Here is a 15388-nt window from a genome sequence, read left to right as displayed (position 1 = left end):
AGTCTAAACATCTACCTAACTAAGCATGAAACAGAATTTACATTTCCAAAAAATTATGCGCTCGGTGCTGTTCGGAACAGCTATGGCCGCTGCCGCCTGTACTTTTACAGCCTGCGATAACGAAGGCATTGATCCGGTCGCTACACAGGCCGTTTCACAGGACGATACAGAGAATGGTGCGCTAATTCCGGGTCAATACATAGTTGTATTTAGCCAAGGTGGTAACCTTAGAATGGATGCCAATGCCACCTATGCGCAGCGCGTGGAAGCAGTACGCCAGACCGGCAGCAACATCTTATCTGAAAATAGCATTCAGGGAGCAACGATTGAGCAGGCATACGGTAAAGCTATCACTGGTATGGCAGTAAGAATTAGCGCGGCAGAGGCTGCAAAACTCGCCACAGATCCACGTGTAGCTTATGTGGAGCAGGACAGAATCGTAGCACTGGGTAAGCCGGGTGGCGGCGGTACTTCGTCTCCAGGCGAAACTATACCAGCCGGTATTACGCGTGTAGGAGGGGGCACAACGGCTTCCACAGCTACCGCCTGGATTATTGATACCGGAATTGATTTGGATCACCCCGATTTAAATGTGGATGTAAACCGCAGCAGAACTTTCTTTACGAATGGCAGAGATGCCGACAGCCCGGATGATGGCAACGGACATGGTTCGCACGTAGCAGGTACCATTGCGGCTAAAGATAATGACATTGGTGTGGTAGGTGTAGCGCCAGGCACTACAGTTGTAGCTGTTAAGGTGCTGGATTCACGCGGCAGCGGTGCATACTCTACTGTTATTGCAGGCGTGGATTATGTAGCAGCTAATGCAAAATCTGGTGATGTGGCGAACATGAGCCTGGGCGGGCCTATTTCTACAGCGCTGGATGATGCTATTATCGCAGCGGCAAATAAAGGTGTAAAATTTGCCCTGGCTGCCGGTAACGAGTCCGAAGATGCCAATAACTCTTCTCCGGCCCACGTAAACCATGCAAATGTGTATACTGTCTCCGCGGTTGATGCGGGCGATAAGTTTGCCTACTTCTCAAACTTCGGCAATCCACCGGTAGACTTTGCAGCGCCTGGCGTAAGCATTCTGTCTACCTGGAAAGGCGGAGCCTATAACACCATCAGCGGTACTTCCATGGCATCGCCACACGTAGCGGGCCTGCTGCTGCTAGGAGCTGTTAATTCAAGTGGTACCGCCATCGGCGATCCGGATGGCAACCCTGATCCGATTGCACATCATTAATAAAAGTAGTGTTCAAGTTTAAAGTAAGTGGAAAAGAGGCAGCTTCAGGCTGCCTCTTTTTATTTGTACAAGTATAGCTTAAAGCTGTTTCCGCATCACGTAATCGTTCATCCAGTACGGCCCGATGGGGATGTCTTCCTGCAGGTGCGCATGGTAGCCGCAGTGCTCGTAAAAGGCTTTTGCCTTGTTGTAGCGGTTCACGTTCAGGTCAAGTATGGCAGCGCCCCGTTTCTTTACCTCCTTTTCTACAAACGTAATAAGCTTTTTGCCGAGCCCGCTGCCCTGGCAATCAGGTAATAAGTATAATTTGTTAAGCTTATATACTTTCGCAGCTGCCTCTTTTTCAGAAAACGAAGCAAAGCCCACCGGTTTATCACCGGCATACAGCAGCAAGAAAGTTTGCCCCTCTCGCACCTGCTGCTGCAGGGCAGTTTCGGTATAAATCACCTCAAACATATAGGCAACCTGCTCTTCCGGCAGGATGCTGCCATAGGTAGGCGCCCAGGTTAAGCTTGCCAGGTGATGCAATAGGGGGATATCGGCAAGCGAGGCTTCGCGTATAAAATAATTAGCTGCCATAAAAAGGTTTATCTGCGGATAAACCGAAAGATAAGCGCTGGCAGCAAAAAACAAAAAGAGAGGGATTAACTTTATACACCTGTAAAGCAGCGCCATCTTGTACTTGCCACGCAAATATTAACACTAAGTATACATTAAATGAAAGCAGTTACTTTAAGAGAAACAGGAAAACCACCGGAAATTATTGAAAAAGAGAAGCCAATCCCCGGCGAAGGCGAGGTGCTCATAAAAGTACACGCCGCCGCCCTCAACCATCGCGATGTCTGGATTCAGCTGGGGCAATACGCTAATATTAAGCTGCCAGCCGTGCCCGGTTCTGATGGCGCCGGTGTAGTGGCCGGCGTAGGAGCAGGTGTAGCGGAAAGCTGGCAGGGCAAAGAGGTTATCATTGATCCATCCACCGCCTGGGGCGAAAACCCGAGGGCCCAGGGCAGGGACTTTAAGATCCTGGGAATGCCGGAGGAAGGAACACTGGCAGAATTTGTGAAAGTGCCTGCGGCCAACGTATACCCTAAACCAACCCACCTGAATTTTGAGGAAGCTGCCGCGCTGCCTTTGGGCGGCGTTACGGCTTACCGTGTTTTGTTTACCAGGTGCGGGTTAAAGTCAGGTGAGCGGGTGCTGGTAACAGGGGCCGGCGGGGGCGTGGCGCTTTTAGCCCTGCAGTTTGCTCTGGCCGCTGGCGCCGAAGTATGGGTAACCTCCGGCACAGCAGAAAAGATTGAACAGGCGAAACAACTGGGCGCGAAAGGCGGCATCAACTATAAAACCGAAGACTGGGGCAGAAAGCTGAAAGATCAGGCTGGAGGCTTTGACGTGATGATAGATTCGGCGGGCGGAGAAGGTTTTGCCCAACTGGTAAGGATTGCCAATCCGGGCGCCCGCATCGGCATTTATGGCCGCACGGCTGGCATAATAAAAGAACTGAACCCCGCCGAGCTTTTCTGGAAGCAGATTTCTATACTTGGCAGCACCATGGGTACCGCCGAAGATTTTGCCCGAATGGCAGCTTTTGTAAGCGATAAAAAAATAAAGCCGGTCATCGACAAAGTATACCCATTGGAGGACGCAGCGCAGGCCTTCCGGCGTATGGAAGAAGGAAAGCAGTTCGGCAAAATTGTGCTGCGGGTGCAGTGAGCCGGTTTATACTTAAGAGCAAAGAGAAATCTGCCGCTAAAATATGACAGCAGATTTCTTCTTGCTTTTGGTAATGCCGCTGTTATACTTAAAAACTTTCTCATCTACTTTATACTTCCTTATAAAAGCTTGCCTGCATACCTAGCCCAGGTTTTCAGCTTGAATCGGGTATACAGGCAGATGTATAAACTGTTTCCGCTAAAAGTTCTTTAATATTTTTTAACTTTTGTTAAGCGTATAGTTTCTTTTACTTCGGCTGATAATCTTCCCAGTATTCTTTTGGCGTTACAATGCTGGTTTCTTTATACTTCTCCATTGTAAAATCGTTGGAGTTACCCGTAATAAGGTAGTTTGCTTTACTTTCTTCCGCAAGTTCTAAAAGCCTGTTATCGGCCTGGTCGTTTATGAGGGATACTTCTGTTTGAGGATAAAATTTCAGGGCTTTTGCCTCTACAGTAGCTAAAAGTGCTTCCGCGGCTTTTATAAAATCCGGATACCTGGCAAATTTTTCACGTTGCAGGACTTCATAATACTCGGATATGAGTTCGTCAGAAATGCAAAGGATGATTTTATCATCAATAAAAAGTTTGTTTATGATTAGGTAAGGAAAATTCCGCTGGATAAGTGATGATACCAGAACATTAGTGTCAAGAATTATTCTTTGCATTTCCCCTTACAGCTTTTACTTCTTTTGTTATGTCTTCCATAGTCATTTTGGAAAGACCATGTTTTTCTGCAAGCTCAATGCTTTTGCTTAAATTTTGCCGGGTTAGTTCTTTACTTACTATGTCTACGAAGTCGGAGAAACTTAATTTGTCCGTCTTTATTCCGAATTTATTAAACTCAAGGTCGGATATTGTAATGCTGAGTGTTCTCATAATTTTACCTCCTATAACATTAAAGCTACGAATTTTCTTTTAAGCTGTTTTTAAAGTATCCCTACTCCAAACTGAAAATCTGAAGCGGGGATACTTTAAACAATAGCAAAATCTCTTAGCCGTTACTGATTCTGCCCGTCCAGCAGATTGAGCAGGAAAGCGTATTCCATGGCTGTTTCTTTGTAGCGCTCGAACCGGCCGGAGGCGCCGCCATGTCCGGCAGCCATGTTGGTGTGCAGCAGCAGCATGTTGTTGTCGGTTTTCATGTCGCGGAGCTTAGCTACCCATTTGGCTGGTTCCCAGTACTGTACCTGCGAGTCGTGGAGGCCGGTGGTTACGAGCATGTTCGGATAATCCTTTGCTTCCACGTTGTCGTAAGGCGAGTACGAGAGCATGTAGTCGTAGTAGGGTTGCTGCGCCGGGTTGCCCCACTCGTCAAACTCACCTGTTGTAAGCGGTATGCTGGTGTCGAGCATGGTCGTTACCACATCCACAAAAGGCACCGCTGCTATCACACCTTTGTACAAATCCGGACGCATGTTTACGACCGCGCCCATCAGCAATCCGCCCGCGCTGCCGCCCATGGCAAACAGTTTGTCGGGGCTGGTATACTTCTGCGTGATTAGGTATTCGGAAGCATCTATAAAATCAGTGAAAGTGTTCTTCTTTTTCAGCAGTTTGCCGTTTTCATACCATTGGCGTCCCATCTCCTGGCCGCCCCGGATGTGGGCAATGGCGTACACAAAGCCCCGGTCGAGGAGGCTGAGGCGTACGGAGCTGAAACTCGGGTTCGTGCTGTTGCCGTAGGAGCCATAGCCATAAATAAGTGCCGGGTTATTGCCATCCAATTCCAGCCCTTTACGGTACACCAGCGATATAGGAATTCTGGTGCCATCCTGGGCGGTGGCGTAAATGCGTTTGGCCTCGTAGTTTGCCGGATCAAAATCGCCTACTACTTCCTGGCGCTTCAGCAGTTCCTGCTGCTTGGTTTGCATGTTATAGTCGTAGGTAGAGTTGGGCGTTGTTAGAGAGCTATACTCATAGCGCAGCGTCTTGCTGTCGAAATCAGGGTTGGTGCTGATGTAGGCAGTATAGGCTTCCTCACCAAAGTCGATGTAGTAATCCGCTTTCGGGTCGTTCCACTTTTTGATGCGTATCTGCGAGAGCCCGTTTTTGCGTTCCTGCAGCGCCAGGTAATCTCGGAAAATCTCGATGCCCTCAAGCAATACGTCCTCGCGCGGCGGAATCACATCTTTCCAGTTGGCTTTGCCGGGTTTGCTTACCGGCGTCTGCATCAGCTTAAAGTTCGTGGCGCCATCCTTGTTGGTTACAATATAAAATTTATCACCGAAGTGATCTACGCTATACTCCAATCCCCGTTCGCGCGGCTGTATTACTTTAAAAGTACCATTCGGGTTGTCGGCATCCAGGAAACGGTACTCGTTGGCCATGGTGCTGTTGCTGCCGATGATGAGGTACTTATCTGATTTGGTTTTATACACAAACGTGCTGAATGTTTCATCGGCCTCGTGGTATACTTGCTTGTCTTCGGCGGTTGGCGTGCCCAGGGTGTGCTTAAATATTTTGTAGGAGCGCAGTGCCGGATCTTTCATCGTATAAAACACCGTTTTATTATCGTTGGCCCAAACGGCAGCGCCGGTCGTGTTGGGGATAGCATCTGCCAGCAGTTTGCCGGTGCTCAGGTCTTTAAAGCGGATGGTATACTTGCGGCGGCTCACAGTGTCTTCGCCAAAGGCTAGCAGGCGGTTGTCAGGACTCACGTTCATACCGGCCGCCGCATAGTATTCCAGTCCTTCGGCACGCTCGTTTGCATTAACCATTACCTGCTCGGGTGCTTCTAAAGTGCCTTTTTTACGGACATAAACGGGATATTCCCTGCCTGCCTCGTAGCGGGTATAATACCAGTAACCGTCGTCTTTAAACGGCACCGACTCATCCTGCTGCTTAATGCGGCCTATAATTTCCTGGTAAAGCTGCTGCTGCAAATCTTCGGTGTTCTCCAGCATCTGGCTGGTATACTTGTTCTCAGCCTCCAGGTAAGCAATTACCTCCGGGTTTTCGCGCTCGTTCAGCCAGTAATAATTATCTACACGGGTATGGCCGAGCGTGGTAAGCTCTTTAGGCTTTTTTGCAGCTACAGGCGGCTGCGGCGCCGCTTCGGCTGTTACGGTTTGCTCGGTTGTAGCTGTTGTAGTGGCGGCGGGGGTTTGGATGTTGCCGGAGGAGCAGCCTGAACCCAGTATAAGCCCTGCCGTAAGCAGCATGGCGGTGCCTGCTAAGCTTGTATAAGATTTCTTCATCGTGTTTGGGGTTGATTTTCAGAAGCCGTTTTTACCGGTAAGCTAATTTATAAAAATTAGGGAAGAAACAAAATCACGTTAAAGCTGCTATGTATTAATCAGTATAGATTATATTTATACTCTGTAAACTTATAATTACCTGAAGCAACCAACAATATATGGCTACACAAGAAGAGTTTGTTAATGCAACAGAACGTTCTAAAACGCTGACAGAGCGCCCGGCGAACGATGTGCTGCTGCAACTATACGCGCTTTACAAGCAGGCAACGGAGGGAGACATACAAACGGCCAGGCCCGGAGGGTTCGATTTTAAAAATATAGCCAAATGGGATGCTTGGAAAAGCATGGAAGGCAAAAGCCGGGAGGAAGCGCAGGATGCCTATGTGCAGCTGGTAAACCAACTGGCAGGCTAAAATATAAGCGCAGTAAAAGGTATACTTAAAGGACTAGCGGCTATAAGATGAAGAGTTTACAGGCTCCTCTTTTTTATTTGTCTTTCCATTGGTGCCCGCAGTTGTAGCACTTGTACCGCTGGTTCAGGAAAGACAGCAGGAAATCCGGAAGAAGGGAGCGCAACGAAAAACCAGCCTTGTTATGCTTCTCCTGGGTGATATTGTCGGAACTGCAACGAGGGCAGGTCTGTACCTGCGCGTGCTCCTGCATGGGCGGGGCAAGGTCTATTTCATCAAGCATATAATCAGCATGGCCGCCTTGTATGGTAGCAAGTATGGCTTTGGCTTCGTCTGCATCGTTTTCGGGCACTTTTAGCTTAATGCCGCCCACAGCAACTGCGTAAAACGGTTGCGCCCCCACGATATGCTCATCACCCAGAAAACAAAGAATACCTTCCGCTTCCAGGCGGCCCTTCAGAATGTGGGCTTCTGTCAACTCGTTGCAGGTGGCAATCGTAATCAGGCGTTCTGCCATGGTTGCGGTATAAAAAGACGTTATTTCTTGGGAGGAAGGTCAAAAGCGACAGCCTCATGCTCAAAGTGACCTTTGTGCGAACCGTCGCAGAAAGGCTTGTTCTTCGATTGACCGCAACGGCAGATAGATACCAGCGTGCGGCCACCCAGGCCATAGGCGTTTCCGTCCTTGTCCACAATCTCAAAATCGCCTTCCACACGGAGGGAGCCGTTGTTGTTAACTGTTATTTTTGTTGTTGCCATGCTGCGCAGGTATAATAGCAAACAAATATAAGCATTTCGGGCGATAAGTAAACGCGCTGATTAATTAATGTGCCAACGTGCTGCTACCAAATCAGCATACATGAACCGGAACAGGTTTAATCTAAAACAAAAAAGGCCCTGCTGTACGCAGGGCCTTTTTTGCTGTTATAATGGATTAGTTGCTGTACAGGTAAGCAAATGTTTCGCTTTTGCCCTTGGGCGTGGTTACTGTCTGGCTTATTGGCAAGCCCTGCGCATCATAATCGTAAGTATACTTGTAGTTGTATGTTTTCTTGCTGGCGTGCACTTCTGTGGAAGCGGCAATCAGGTTGTTGGGGCTGCTGATTTTGCCGGGTTCTGCAAAGGCATAGAAAGGATTTTTGTTGGTGTCGTAAGAGTAAGTGGTGGTAGAGAAGAGCACTGCTTCGCCTTTGCTGTTCAGTACGTATTGCTTCTCCTGCCCGTAATTACCGTTAGGCAGTACCTCATACTTGGTAAATGATTTTGCGGCGGCGGCTATGCCTTCCTTGCCTTCAAAAAACGACTTCTTTACCAGTTTTCTGTCCGCATTATACTCATACGTTGCGTAAACCGCGTATTCTACCGCGTTGCCGTTAAAGTAGCTGGTAAGTGTTTTGTTCAGCAGGCCGTTCGAATCATAGGTAAAGGCCTGTTGTGCCAGCAGGGTATTGCCGTCGGCAGCATAGGTGCTGGCTTTTACTACTTTGCCTTTCGGGTCGCGCTCATACTTCTCAGTGCTTTCCAGTTCTCCTGTTTCTTTGTTGTAATGGTTTACCTGGCTCAGGAGCGTGTTCGCAAAGTTGTAAGATGTTACCTCCGCAGAATCCAGCATCACATGCGAAATCTGTCCTTGTGCCTGCAGCACTGCATTCGGGCTTACGGAGTCCTGATCTTCATTTTGTTCGCAGGCGGAAAGCGCTACCACGCCAAAAAGGAACATGGCAGGTAAAATTCTGTTTTTCAATTTCATTTGGCTAAAGTTGAAATTATAAAAAATGATGTTCCGGCTACTGTTGCCGGCTTGTTTGGATGGAAAACGGACATCAAGCCAAAATAATTGCACCTGTTGCAATAAAATCTCAGACAGAACAGTATCGCAAGTATGATTTAGCTATGTATGTTCCTGATATATAATGATTTACATGTTTTAAAAAGGTTGCGATTTTATCTGATATTTTTAGAAATAAATGAATGCGGAATTTTGAATATTTGATAAAACCGGCTATAAATTCTGCTTTATACCTGTAAGTGAGGTAGGGCGCGCAAGTATAATGCAGGAGTTGGCATGGCGTGTTTTAGACGTGAAAAGGTAAAAGAGCGCGTGCAGCCATACTTCAGTTTAGAGTATGGCTGCACGCGCTCTTCTGCATCCGGTAGCCGGGCGTATCCTGTGTTAATTCAGGCTGGCGCCCTGCGCGATGCTCAGTAATTCGTCGCCTTTATCGATGTTGTGGCGGAGCCGTTCGTTAAAGTTTACGGTTACACGAAGCGCCCGCAGGCCCTGCACACCCTGCATTTCCTCCAGCTCCAGGTGCTCTGTTTCGCCGCTGATGTAGCCTTCTGATTCCAGAAATTCGATATACCGCTGGTATTCCTGCCCTTCTTTTTGGAGCGCATATACAATGGCTATCTTGCCCGGCTGCGTCAGCCGTTCTTCAGAGTCGCGCAGCATGGCTTTGTCCAGTCTTTTCTTCACGATTTCATATTGAATGTTGTTGGCGCCATCAATATCAAACTTCTTCTCATCCAGCCGGAAACGGATGGAAATTGGGTCGCTGTGCACCAGTATAAGTTGCGTTATCTCCAGCGGCAGCTTCAGGTTGGCGCGCAGTTTATGAATGCGGCGGGCAATCTCGCAGGTAAGCATGAGTTGCCAGAGGCGCATGTTCTTCAGGTATAAAGGCTGAAAGTCGCCGTTGTTGAGCAGCGAAGCCCCGATGTAAATATTATACTCCAGCCCATCGGTTTTATACTTCTCGAAGTAGTGCGGAAAAATCTGCTGGGCTTTTTCCTCCTCCCGCTCCAGAAAGGTCGAGATAGTCTCATTGATCATGAAAAGGCTTTCCTCGTAGGCGCGGCGCTTGTTGTACACCACCCGGTAAGGGTTGTTGATGGCAGCCTGGTAAATCTGTATATCATGCCGGGTGTCGGGACTGCGGCGGCTAAAATGGTCGAAGAGCGGTTCGATTTCACTTCGCAAAAAGTCCAGGATAATACCCTCATCGCCGGAAGCCAGCTCGTTAAGCAGGCCCTGCGAGAACTTGTCGATTTTAAAAATCAGTTCATCCAGAATAGAGAGCGACAGGTCGTCCTTGGCAGATAGTATTATTTCTTTGGCCAGCACCAGCTGCTCCAGCAAATCGCCCTGAATGGCCTTGTTTCGCTCAATAGCCGATCCACGAATATCGGAGGCGCCATACAGCGGGTAAATTTCCTGGAACACAATGGGTTCGATTTCCGGGGTGGCGTTGCGTTCCATTTTTTCGAGCAGGTTGGCGGCCGCCTGCGTAAAGCGCCATTCCACAATCGGGTGTATGGCGGTATACTTTTCTTTGATGATGCGCTGAATGCTGTTGCGCAGTTCTTCCAGCCCGCGGTTCATAGACAGGGCAAACAGTGGCAGAATATCTTTCAGCTTGATGGTAGACAAAGCATTAAGCTCCCCCGGAATGGGCGAGGCAAGCTCTATCAGCCCAATAGTCCGGCCTTCATACAGCAAGGGTGCGATAATCAGGTTACGAATACCCTGTTCCAGCAATTGCCGCTCGATTTTGGTGGGGTTCGGGAATATAGTCAGATCTTCTACCACAATGGTGTGCCCTTTGCTGAGAACAGGCTCATACACCGAGTCTGCGAAGTCAGACAGTTTCAGATCGCATTCCTGGGTAAGTATAAGGCCGTTCCAGATTTTGCGGGCATAGGACGTGTCGAACTCATGCAGGGCGGGGAGGGAAGCCAGGCCCAGCCGGATACCTGGCAGGCTGAAAAGCACCCGTAGCTTTTGTTGCAGGTTCAGAAAGCCCTCCTCCGTGCCTACTGCATCCCGATCAAGTAAATCCAGGCGCAGCGACGAGATGGTTTCCTCGTTGGTTACATCCGTAAAATCATAAATGGCAAAACCCGTAAACTCAAAATTCTCAGGCGGCAGTTTCTCCATCCAGAGTTCCAGGTCGTTGTAGCGGTTTATCAGGTAATTAATTTCCTGCGCCTTCAGGTGTTTCAGCTTGCCAATGGTTCTTACTTCCATAAATTTAAGGTCGATGCTGAGCTTGTAATGGCGCTCCAGGGTTGTGAATTTATCTTTAATGGTAAAGATAAAGGGCTCATCAACCCGGAAGTTGGCTTTATAAAACTGCTCCAGGATTAAAGTATAAGCAGAGAGCGTAAGCCGGAAAAGGAGCGTTTTAAGGTCCAGGTTCAGTTTTTCGGTATAGCTGGCGTAACTGCCGCTGCCCAGCAGTTTCAACTCGTCGAGGCGCGGGGTGGCGTAAAAGCTCTCAAAATGAAAAGGAAGCACGGCAGCTTTGAGATCGTTCTCCCAAAGGGCGCTCGGGAAAATATCCTCCATCAGAATATCCACAGTATCAATGTGCTTCTCGATAATGCGCTGATCCTGTATCGGCTCCAGCAATTCCTGCTTCTGGCGCAGCAGGCTAGCCAGTTCCCGCACGCGCGCTACATTGCAGCTGGGGTCGTTAACGGCCTTGTTTTCCCAGTAGGCAATCAGTGTAGAGAGGCTAAGCGTGGTTTTGAACGGAAAATCATCCACGCCGAGGATAATGTCATCGTGACTGGTTATCGAAACGACAGATTCATGAAAGCTGCTTCGGTGATGGCTTGCCATACATTGGGGTTAATGTTGTTGTGTTTTACAGCGCATTTCAGAAATGGCTCACGTACTTTTACGGCATATAAACGGATATGCAGCATAAAGGGTAGTACAAATTATGGCCTGGTACAGGTCATGTTAATGTAATCTGCGCTACTGCCGCGCCTGCCATCACACAATATTTTAAATTGATAGCGGTTAAATACAGGCACGGCATTAACTTTGTGCTGCAATTATCATTTTATACTACCCCCGATACTGCCATCATGCTACGTGTTGTTTATACTTAGGCAGTACCTATAACCTAATATGTTATTAAGTGCTGCTTAATTTGAAATTACAACAAGTTTTATACCAGCATGTTTTGAATTGAAGGCATTGTTTGTTATCTGATAATTTATACCTGTATTTATATTTAAACACTTATGAAAAAACTAACAACCTGGCTGCTGACGCTGCTGCTCACCGGCCTTACCTGCGGTGTGCAGGCCCAGTCACAATCGCAGGTGGAAACAGATCTGAACAACCTGCGCGCCTGGATGCGTGAAAAATCAAGTATGGCAGACAGCACCATCCGTGCCGAGTGGCCGTTGGTGAAGAAAGAGTATAAAGCTAAAACTTCCACGCTGGATCAGAACGCCAAGGAATTGTCGGATTCATCGCGGGCGGAGTATAACAGCATAAAGCAGCGTTACCAGCAGTGGGAAGCGCAAAATGAAACCCGCAAGGCGACCAACCCAAATGGACGTGAACTGGAGAACTGGGAGCGCCGGATGACGGGCACCTCGCAGATTGGCCGCATCAGGCCAGCAAATCTGCGCGATAGCTTTGTGCAGGCGCTGGAACTTACGCGCACGCAGCGCCGCGACTGGAGCCTGCGCGACTGGGATTATGCCGAACTGGTGATGGGAGAGATGAACACCCGGAAAAACGAGGTGCTTGACAAATTGAGCAACAGCGATAAAATAAAGATAGCTGCTTTGCAGGTAGAGTTTGCCACCCTCAAAAAAAGCCGCGAAGCCAAAGATGCGTACGAAAATGTGCGCGAGGAACACTAACGCGGTACAGGCCACAAAGATTTATACTTTAAAACAGCAGCCCCGGCAGGTATAAAACTGCCGGGGCTGCTGTTTTTTGGCCTTAAACTTATTTAAATAGCGTTCTGGCCTTTGGTGCCGCCCGATTGTTCTTTGTTTTCGTTGCGGCCCTGGTCGGGGCTTTTGTTCTGCTTCTGATCTGTCAGGTGGCGGTTTTCTTTTTTGTCGTCAGGATCTTTGCCGAATGGCTTGCTTTGCTTGCCCGGCTCCTGGTTATGTCCTTTGGTCATAGCTTTCGGATTTTAGTTATACTTGTTTGTACGGCTCCTAAAACGAAGCGTTAAGTATAGCTGCCACGGGTAAGCTTATTCCTCCCGATTTGTAAAGCGCAGCGACACACATCCGGCAAAAAGCTATACTTTTGCAGCAGGCTTTTAATAAACAGCAGTAAATTATGCACATCGCAATAGTGGGCAACATTGGCGCCGGCAAAACCACCCTGGCCGCCAAACTGGCGCAGCATTTTAAATGGGATTTGTACCTGGAGGCAGTAGAGAACAATCCGTATCTGAAGGATTTTTACGAAGACATGGAGCGCTGGGCTTTCCACCTGCAGGTATTTTTCCTCAACAGCCGTTTTAACCAGGTGCAGCAGATCCAGGCCAACAAGCGCAACGTTATCCAGGATCGCACCATTTACGAAGACGCTTTTATCTTCGCCAAAAACCTGCACCAGTCCGGCTTCATGAGCACCCGCGATTACGACAATTATTTTGCGCTGTTCCAGTCGATGATCAGCATGGTAAAAGCGCCTGATCTGATGATATACCTGAAAGCCGACCTGCCGAAACTGATCGGACAAATTGAGAAACGCAACCGCGATTACGAAAGCAGCATCAGCATCAACTACCTGCGCAACCTGAACGAACATTACAACACCTGGATAAGCCAGTATGACCAGGGCAAACTGCTGGTCATCGACGTCAACAACCTTGATTTTGTGGCCAGCCCGGAAGATTTGGGAACCATCATCGAAAAGATCCAGGTAGAGCTGTTCGGCCTGTTTTAGTACCTGATGTATACTTTGTGAAGTAAGCACTTATACCTTAAAGCTGTTCCGCGTTTTAATCTAAACAGGCGCTTGCTGGTGATTTATCTTCTGGCCTGTTCGCCAGCGCTGATTACAAATCCGCAGGAGCGCGTATTTATACTTTGGAACAGAGATTGATCTGCCTTGCCGGTGCTGCTTTTCTATACTTGGCGCGCCGTCAAAAATGATTACCTTCATCCACAGAACTAAAACAACAGCTATAATGAAATCACGCCACCTATTTTTTGCCTCTGTGTTAGCGGCAGCAACCTTTAGCTGCAACAGCAAAACTACCGGCGAAGCAGGAGCCGGGAACCCTACAGCCGTGCAGGCAGACGACAGCATTCAGCAGAAACTGGATATGTATGCCACCGTCCGCCTGACTACTGACCTGAGCAAACTGAGCGAAAAGGAAAAGCAGATGCTGCCGTTACTCATGCAAGCCTCTGACATCATGAATGAGCTGTACTGGTACGAAACCTATGGCAAAGGCGACTCCCTGTTAGCTGCGCTGGACAGCGAACCTGTCAAAAAGTTTGTGCAACTGAACTATGGCCCCTGGGACCGGCTGAACGGCAATGAGCCTTTTATTGCGGGTGTAGGGCCAAAGCCGGCCGGCGCTAATTTCTATCCCGAAGATATGACGAAAGAGGAGTTTGAGCAGGCTGATTTACCCGACAAAGCCAGCCAGTATACTTTCCTGCGTCGTGACGAAAACGGAAAGCTGGTAACGGTGCCCTATCATGTGCAGTTTGAAGAGGAGGTGCAACGTGCCGCCGGCCTGCTGAAGCGGGCCGCTGACCTGACTGAAGACGCAGGGCTGAAAAAATACCTGAACCTGCGGGCCGAGGCGCTGCTGACTGATAACTATCAGCCCAGCGACCTTGCCTGGATGGACATGAAAAGCAACAAACTGGACCTGGTGATTGGGCCCATCGAAACGTATGAAGACAAGCTGTTTGGCTACAAAGCCTCGCACGAGGCTTATGTGCTGGTAAAAGACATGGACTGGAGCCAGCGCCTGGCCAGGTTTGCGGCTTTTCTGCCGGAGCTGCAGCGCGGGCTTCCGGTTGCGGCTAAGTATAAAAAGGAAACCCCTGGTTCCGATGCCGATCTGAATGCATACGATGTAGTATACTATGCCGGCGACAGCAATGCCGGCGGTAAAACCATCGCCATCAACCTGCCCAACGACGAGGAAGTGCAGCTGACCAGAGGCACACGCCGCCTGCAGCTTAAAAATGCCATGCGTGCCAAGTTCGATAAGATTATGGTGCCGATTGCCGAAGAACTGATTGCCGAAGATCAACAGCAGCATGTAACCTTCGATGCTTTTTTTGCCAATACCATGTTCCATGAGGTGGCGCACGGCCTGGGTATCAAAAATACCATCAACGGCAAAGGCACTGTGCGCGAAGCGCTTAAAGAACATGCTTCGGCGCTGGAAGAAGGCAAGGCTGACATACTTGGCCTTTACATGATTACGCAGCTGAAAGAGAAGGGCGAACTGGAAGGCAGCCTGGAAGATTATTATACTACTTTCCTGGCCGGTATTTTCCGTTCAGTGCGTTTCGGGGCTGCCGATGCGCATGGCAAAGCCAACATGGTGCGCTTCAACTTTTTTAAAGACAATGGCGCTTTTGAGCGCGATGAGGCAACAGGCAAGTACCGCGTAAACTACCAGAAGATGCGCGAAGCCATGAACAAACTATCCGAAACCATCCTGACCCTGCAGGGCAACGGCGACTACGAAGGTGTGCAAAAGCTGGTTGACGAAAAAGGCATCATCAGTCCGCAACTGCAGGCCGACCTGGATCGCCTGTCGGAGAAAAACATTCCGGTGGACATTGTATTTGAGCAGGGCCCGGCGGTGCTGGGTTTAAAATAAGACATCCACGAAGTATAAATTAAAAGCTTGTAAGGAGGTATAGTATCGGACAAGGGTCAGTACCATATTGGTACTGACCCTTGTTTGTTTATCATATTTATAATGTATTCTCTGTTTTAAAGAAAATTCCATAAAAGAAAGCAACCAAATAGGCTGGTTAGTAGTAAGTTAGACTTCGCGGATTTTGCTA

At 48.7% G+C, this 15388-nt stretch carries 15 protein-coding genes; 6 read left to right on the top strand and 9 right to left on the bottom strand.

The window, feature by feature from the left end:
- Positions 1-25: 25 nt before the first annotated feature.
- Positions 26-1249 carry a S8 family serine peptidase gene (locus I2I11_RS11840; RefSeq protein ID WP_196267915.1) on the top strand — a complete coding sequence of 408 codons (1224 nt, stop codon included), beginning with the start codon at positions 26-28 and terminating at the stop codon, positions 1247-1249.
- Between the two features lie 78 nt (positions 1250-1327).
- Here I2I11_RS11840 and I2I11_RS11835 read toward each other — a convergent pair whose 3' ends face one another.
- A complete protein-coding gene (locus I2I11_RS11835) occupies positions 1328-1828 on the bottom strand; it encodes a GNAT family N-acetyltransferase (RefSeq protein WP_196267914.1) in 501 nt (166 codons plus the stop codon).
- 138 nt (positions 1829-1966) lie between these two features.
- On the opposite strand from I2I11_RS11835, the gene I2I11_RS11830 reads away from it, so the two are divergent.
- Positions 1967-2965: a zinc-binding dehydrogenase gene (locus I2I11_RS11830; RefSeq protein WP_196267913.1), complete on the top strand. Its 999-nt coding sequence runs from the start codon at positions 1967-1969 to the stop codon at positions 2963-2965.
- 247 nt (positions 2966-3212) lie between these two features.
- On the opposite strand, the gene I2I11_RS11825 is transcribed toward I2I11_RS11830, so the two are convergent.
- From I2I11_RS11825 to I2I11_RS11815, 3 genes are all read right to left on the bottom strand, one after another.
- Entirely contained in the window at positions 3213-3632 is a 420-nt protein-coding gene (locus I2I11_RS11825) for a putative toxin-antitoxin system toxin component, PIN family (protein WP_196267912.1), read from the bottom strand.
- Positions 3613-3843: a hypothetical protein gene (locus tag I2I11_RS11820; RefSeq protein WP_196267911.1), complete on the bottom strand. Its 231-nt coding sequence runs from the start codon at positions 3841-3843 to the stop codon at positions 3613-3615. Before I2I11_RS11820 ends, I2I11_RS11825 begins: the two co-directional genes overlap by 20 nt.
- A 122-nt stretch (positions 3844-3965) precedes the next feature.
- Positions 3966-6164 carry a S9 family peptidase gene (locus I2I11_RS11815; RefSeq protein WP_196267910.1) on the bottom strand — a complete coding sequence of 733 codons (2199 nt, stop codon included), beginning with the start codon at positions 6162-6164 and terminating at the stop codon, positions 3966-3968.
- Positions 6165-6322: 158 nt separating this feature from the next.
- Here I2I11_RS11815 and I2I11_RS11810 point away from each other — a divergent pair, with 158 nt between their 5' ends.
- Positions 6323-6577, top strand: a complete 255-nt coding sequence (locus tag I2I11_RS11810) for an acyl-CoA-binding protein (protein WP_196267909.1) — start codon at positions 6323-6325, stop codon at positions 6575-6577.
- 73 nt (positions 6578-6650) lie between these two features.
- Here the strand turns inward: I2I11_RS11810 and I2I11_RS11805 are convergent, their stop codons facing one another.
- The 4 genes from I2I11_RS11805 to I2I11_RS11790 all read right to left on the bottom strand — a co-directional run bounded on the left by I2I11_RS11805 (position 6651) and on the right by I2I11_RS11790 (position 11198).
- On the bottom strand, positions 6651-7091 hold the full coding sequence (locus I2I11_RS11805) for a putative signal transducing protein (RefSeq protein ID WP_196267908.1): 441 nt from the start codon (positions 7089-7091) through the stop codon (positions 6651-6653).
- A 20-nt stretch (positions 7092-7111) separates the two neighbouring features.
- Positions 7112-7333 (bottom strand): CDGSH iron-sulfur domain-containing protein, encoded by a 222-nt coding sequence (locus tag I2I11_RS11800; protein ID WP_196267907.1) that lies wholly within the window; start codon positions 7331-7333, stop codon positions 7112-7114.
- A 175-nt stretch (positions 7334-7508) separates the two neighbouring features.
- A complete protein-coding gene (locus I2I11_RS11795) occupies positions 7509-8324 on the bottom strand; it encodes a hypothetical protein (protein ID WP_196267906.1) in 816 nt (271 codons plus the stop codon).
- 423 nt (positions 8325-8747) lie between these two features.
- A complete protein-coding gene (locus I2I11_RS11790; RefSeq protein WP_196267905.1) occupies positions 8748-11198 on the bottom strand; it encodes a GAF domain-containing protein in 2451 nt (816 codons plus the stop codon).
- Between the two features lie 410 nt (positions 11199-11608).
- Here I2I11_RS11790 and I2I11_RS11785 point away from each other — a divergent pair, with 410 nt between their 5' ends.
- A complete protein-coding gene (locus I2I11_RS11785) occupies positions 11609-12241 on the top strand; it encodes a hypothetical protein (RefSeq protein ID WP_196267904.1) in 633 nt (210 codons plus the stop codon).
- A gap of 92 nt (positions 12242-12333) precedes the next feature.
- Here I2I11_RS11785 and I2I11_RS11780 read toward each other — a convergent pair whose 3' ends face one another.
- The gene (locus I2I11_RS11780; RefSeq protein ID WP_196267903.1) at positions 12334-12510 is read right to left on the bottom strand and encodes a hypothetical protein; all 177 of its coding nucleotides are present in this window, start codon (positions 12508-12510) and stop codon (positions 12334-12336) included.
- A 164-nt stretch (positions 12511-12674) separates the two neighbouring features.
- Here I2I11_RS11780 and I2I11_RS11775 point away from each other — a divergent pair, with 164 nt between their 5' ends.
- A complete protein-coding gene (locus tag I2I11_RS11775) occupies positions 12675-13289 on the top strand; it encodes a deoxynucleoside kinase (RefSeq protein WP_196267902.1) in 615 nt (204 codons plus the stop codon).
- 244 nt (positions 13290-13533) lie between these two features.
- The gene (locus tag I2I11_RS11770; RefSeq protein WP_196267901.1) at positions 13534-15198 is read left to right on the top strand and encodes a dipeptidyl-peptidase 3 family protein; all 1665 of its coding nucleotides are present in this window, start codon (positions 13534-13536) and stop codon (positions 15196-15198) included.
- The last annotated feature ends 190 nt before the right edge of the window (positions 15199-15388 follow it).

The organism is Pontibacter rufus (genome assembly GCF_015694705.1).
GTDB lineage: Bacteria > Bacteroidota > Bacteroidia > Cytophagales > Hymenobacteraceae > Pontibacter > Pontibacter rufus.
Note: the sequence above shows the minus strand (reverse complement) of the source record. Positions and strands in the feature narration are given on the sequence as shown.

Bases quoted from the DNA above. Each gene is read 5' to 3' on its own strand.
- I2I11_RS11840 (WP_196267915.1), top strand. From the start codon at position 26: ATGAAACAGAATTTACATTTCCAAAAAATTATGCGCTCGGTGCTGTTC.
- I2I11_RS11835 (WP_196267914.1), bottom strand. From the start codon at position 1,828: ATGGCAGCTAATTATTTTATACGCGAAGCCTCGCTTGCCGATATCCCC.
- I2I11_RS11830 (WP_196267913.1), top strand. From the start codon at position 1,967: ATGAAAGCAGTTACTTTAAGAGAAACAGGAAAACCACCGGAAATTATT.
- I2I11_RS11825 (WP_196267912.1), bottom strand. From the start codon at position 3,632: ATGCAAAGAATAATTCTTGACACTAATGTTCTGGTATCATCACTTATC.
- I2I11_RS11820 (WP_196267911.1), bottom strand. From the start codon at position 3,843: ATGAGAACACTCAGCATTACAATATCCGACCTTGAGTTTAATAAATTC.
- I2I11_RS11815 (WP_196267910.1), bottom strand. From the start codon at position 6,164: ATGAAGAAATCTTATACAAGCTTAGCAGGCACCGCCATGCTGCTTACG.
- I2I11_RS11810 (WP_196267909.1), top strand. From the start codon at position 6,323: ATGGCTACACAAGAAGAGTTTGTTAATGCAACAGAACGTTCTAAAACG.
- I2I11_RS11805 (WP_196267908.1), bottom strand. From the start codon at position 7,091: ATGGCAGAACGCCTGATTACGATTGCCACCTGCAACGAGTTGACAGAA.
- I2I11_RS11800 (WP_196267907.1), bottom strand. From the start codon at position 7,333: ATGGCAACAACAAAAATAACAGTTAACAACAACGGCTCCCTCCGTGTG.
- I2I11_RS11795 (WP_196267906.1), bottom strand. From the start codon at position 8,324: ATGAAATTGAAAAACAGAATTTTACCTGCCATGTTCCTTTTTGGCGTG.
- I2I11_RS11790 (WP_196267905.1), bottom strand. From the start codon at position 11,198: ATGGCAAGCCATCACCGAAGCAGCTTTCATGAATCTGTCGTTTCGATA.
- I2I11_RS11785 (WP_196267904.1), top strand. From the start codon at position 11,609: ATGAAAAAACTAACAACCTGGCTGCTGACGCTGCTGCTCACCGGCCTT.
- I2I11_RS11780 (WP_196267903.1), bottom strand. From the start codon at position 12,510: ATGACCAAAGGACATAACCAGGAGCCGGGCAAGCAAAGCAAGCCATTC.
- I2I11_RS11775 (WP_196267902.1), top strand. From the start codon at position 12,675: ATGCACATCGCAATAGTGGGCAACATTGGCGCCGGCAAAACCACCCTG.
- I2I11_RS11770 (WP_196267901.1), top strand. From the start codon at position 13,534: ATGAAATCACGCCACCTATTTTTTGCCTCTGTGTTAGCGGCAGCAACC.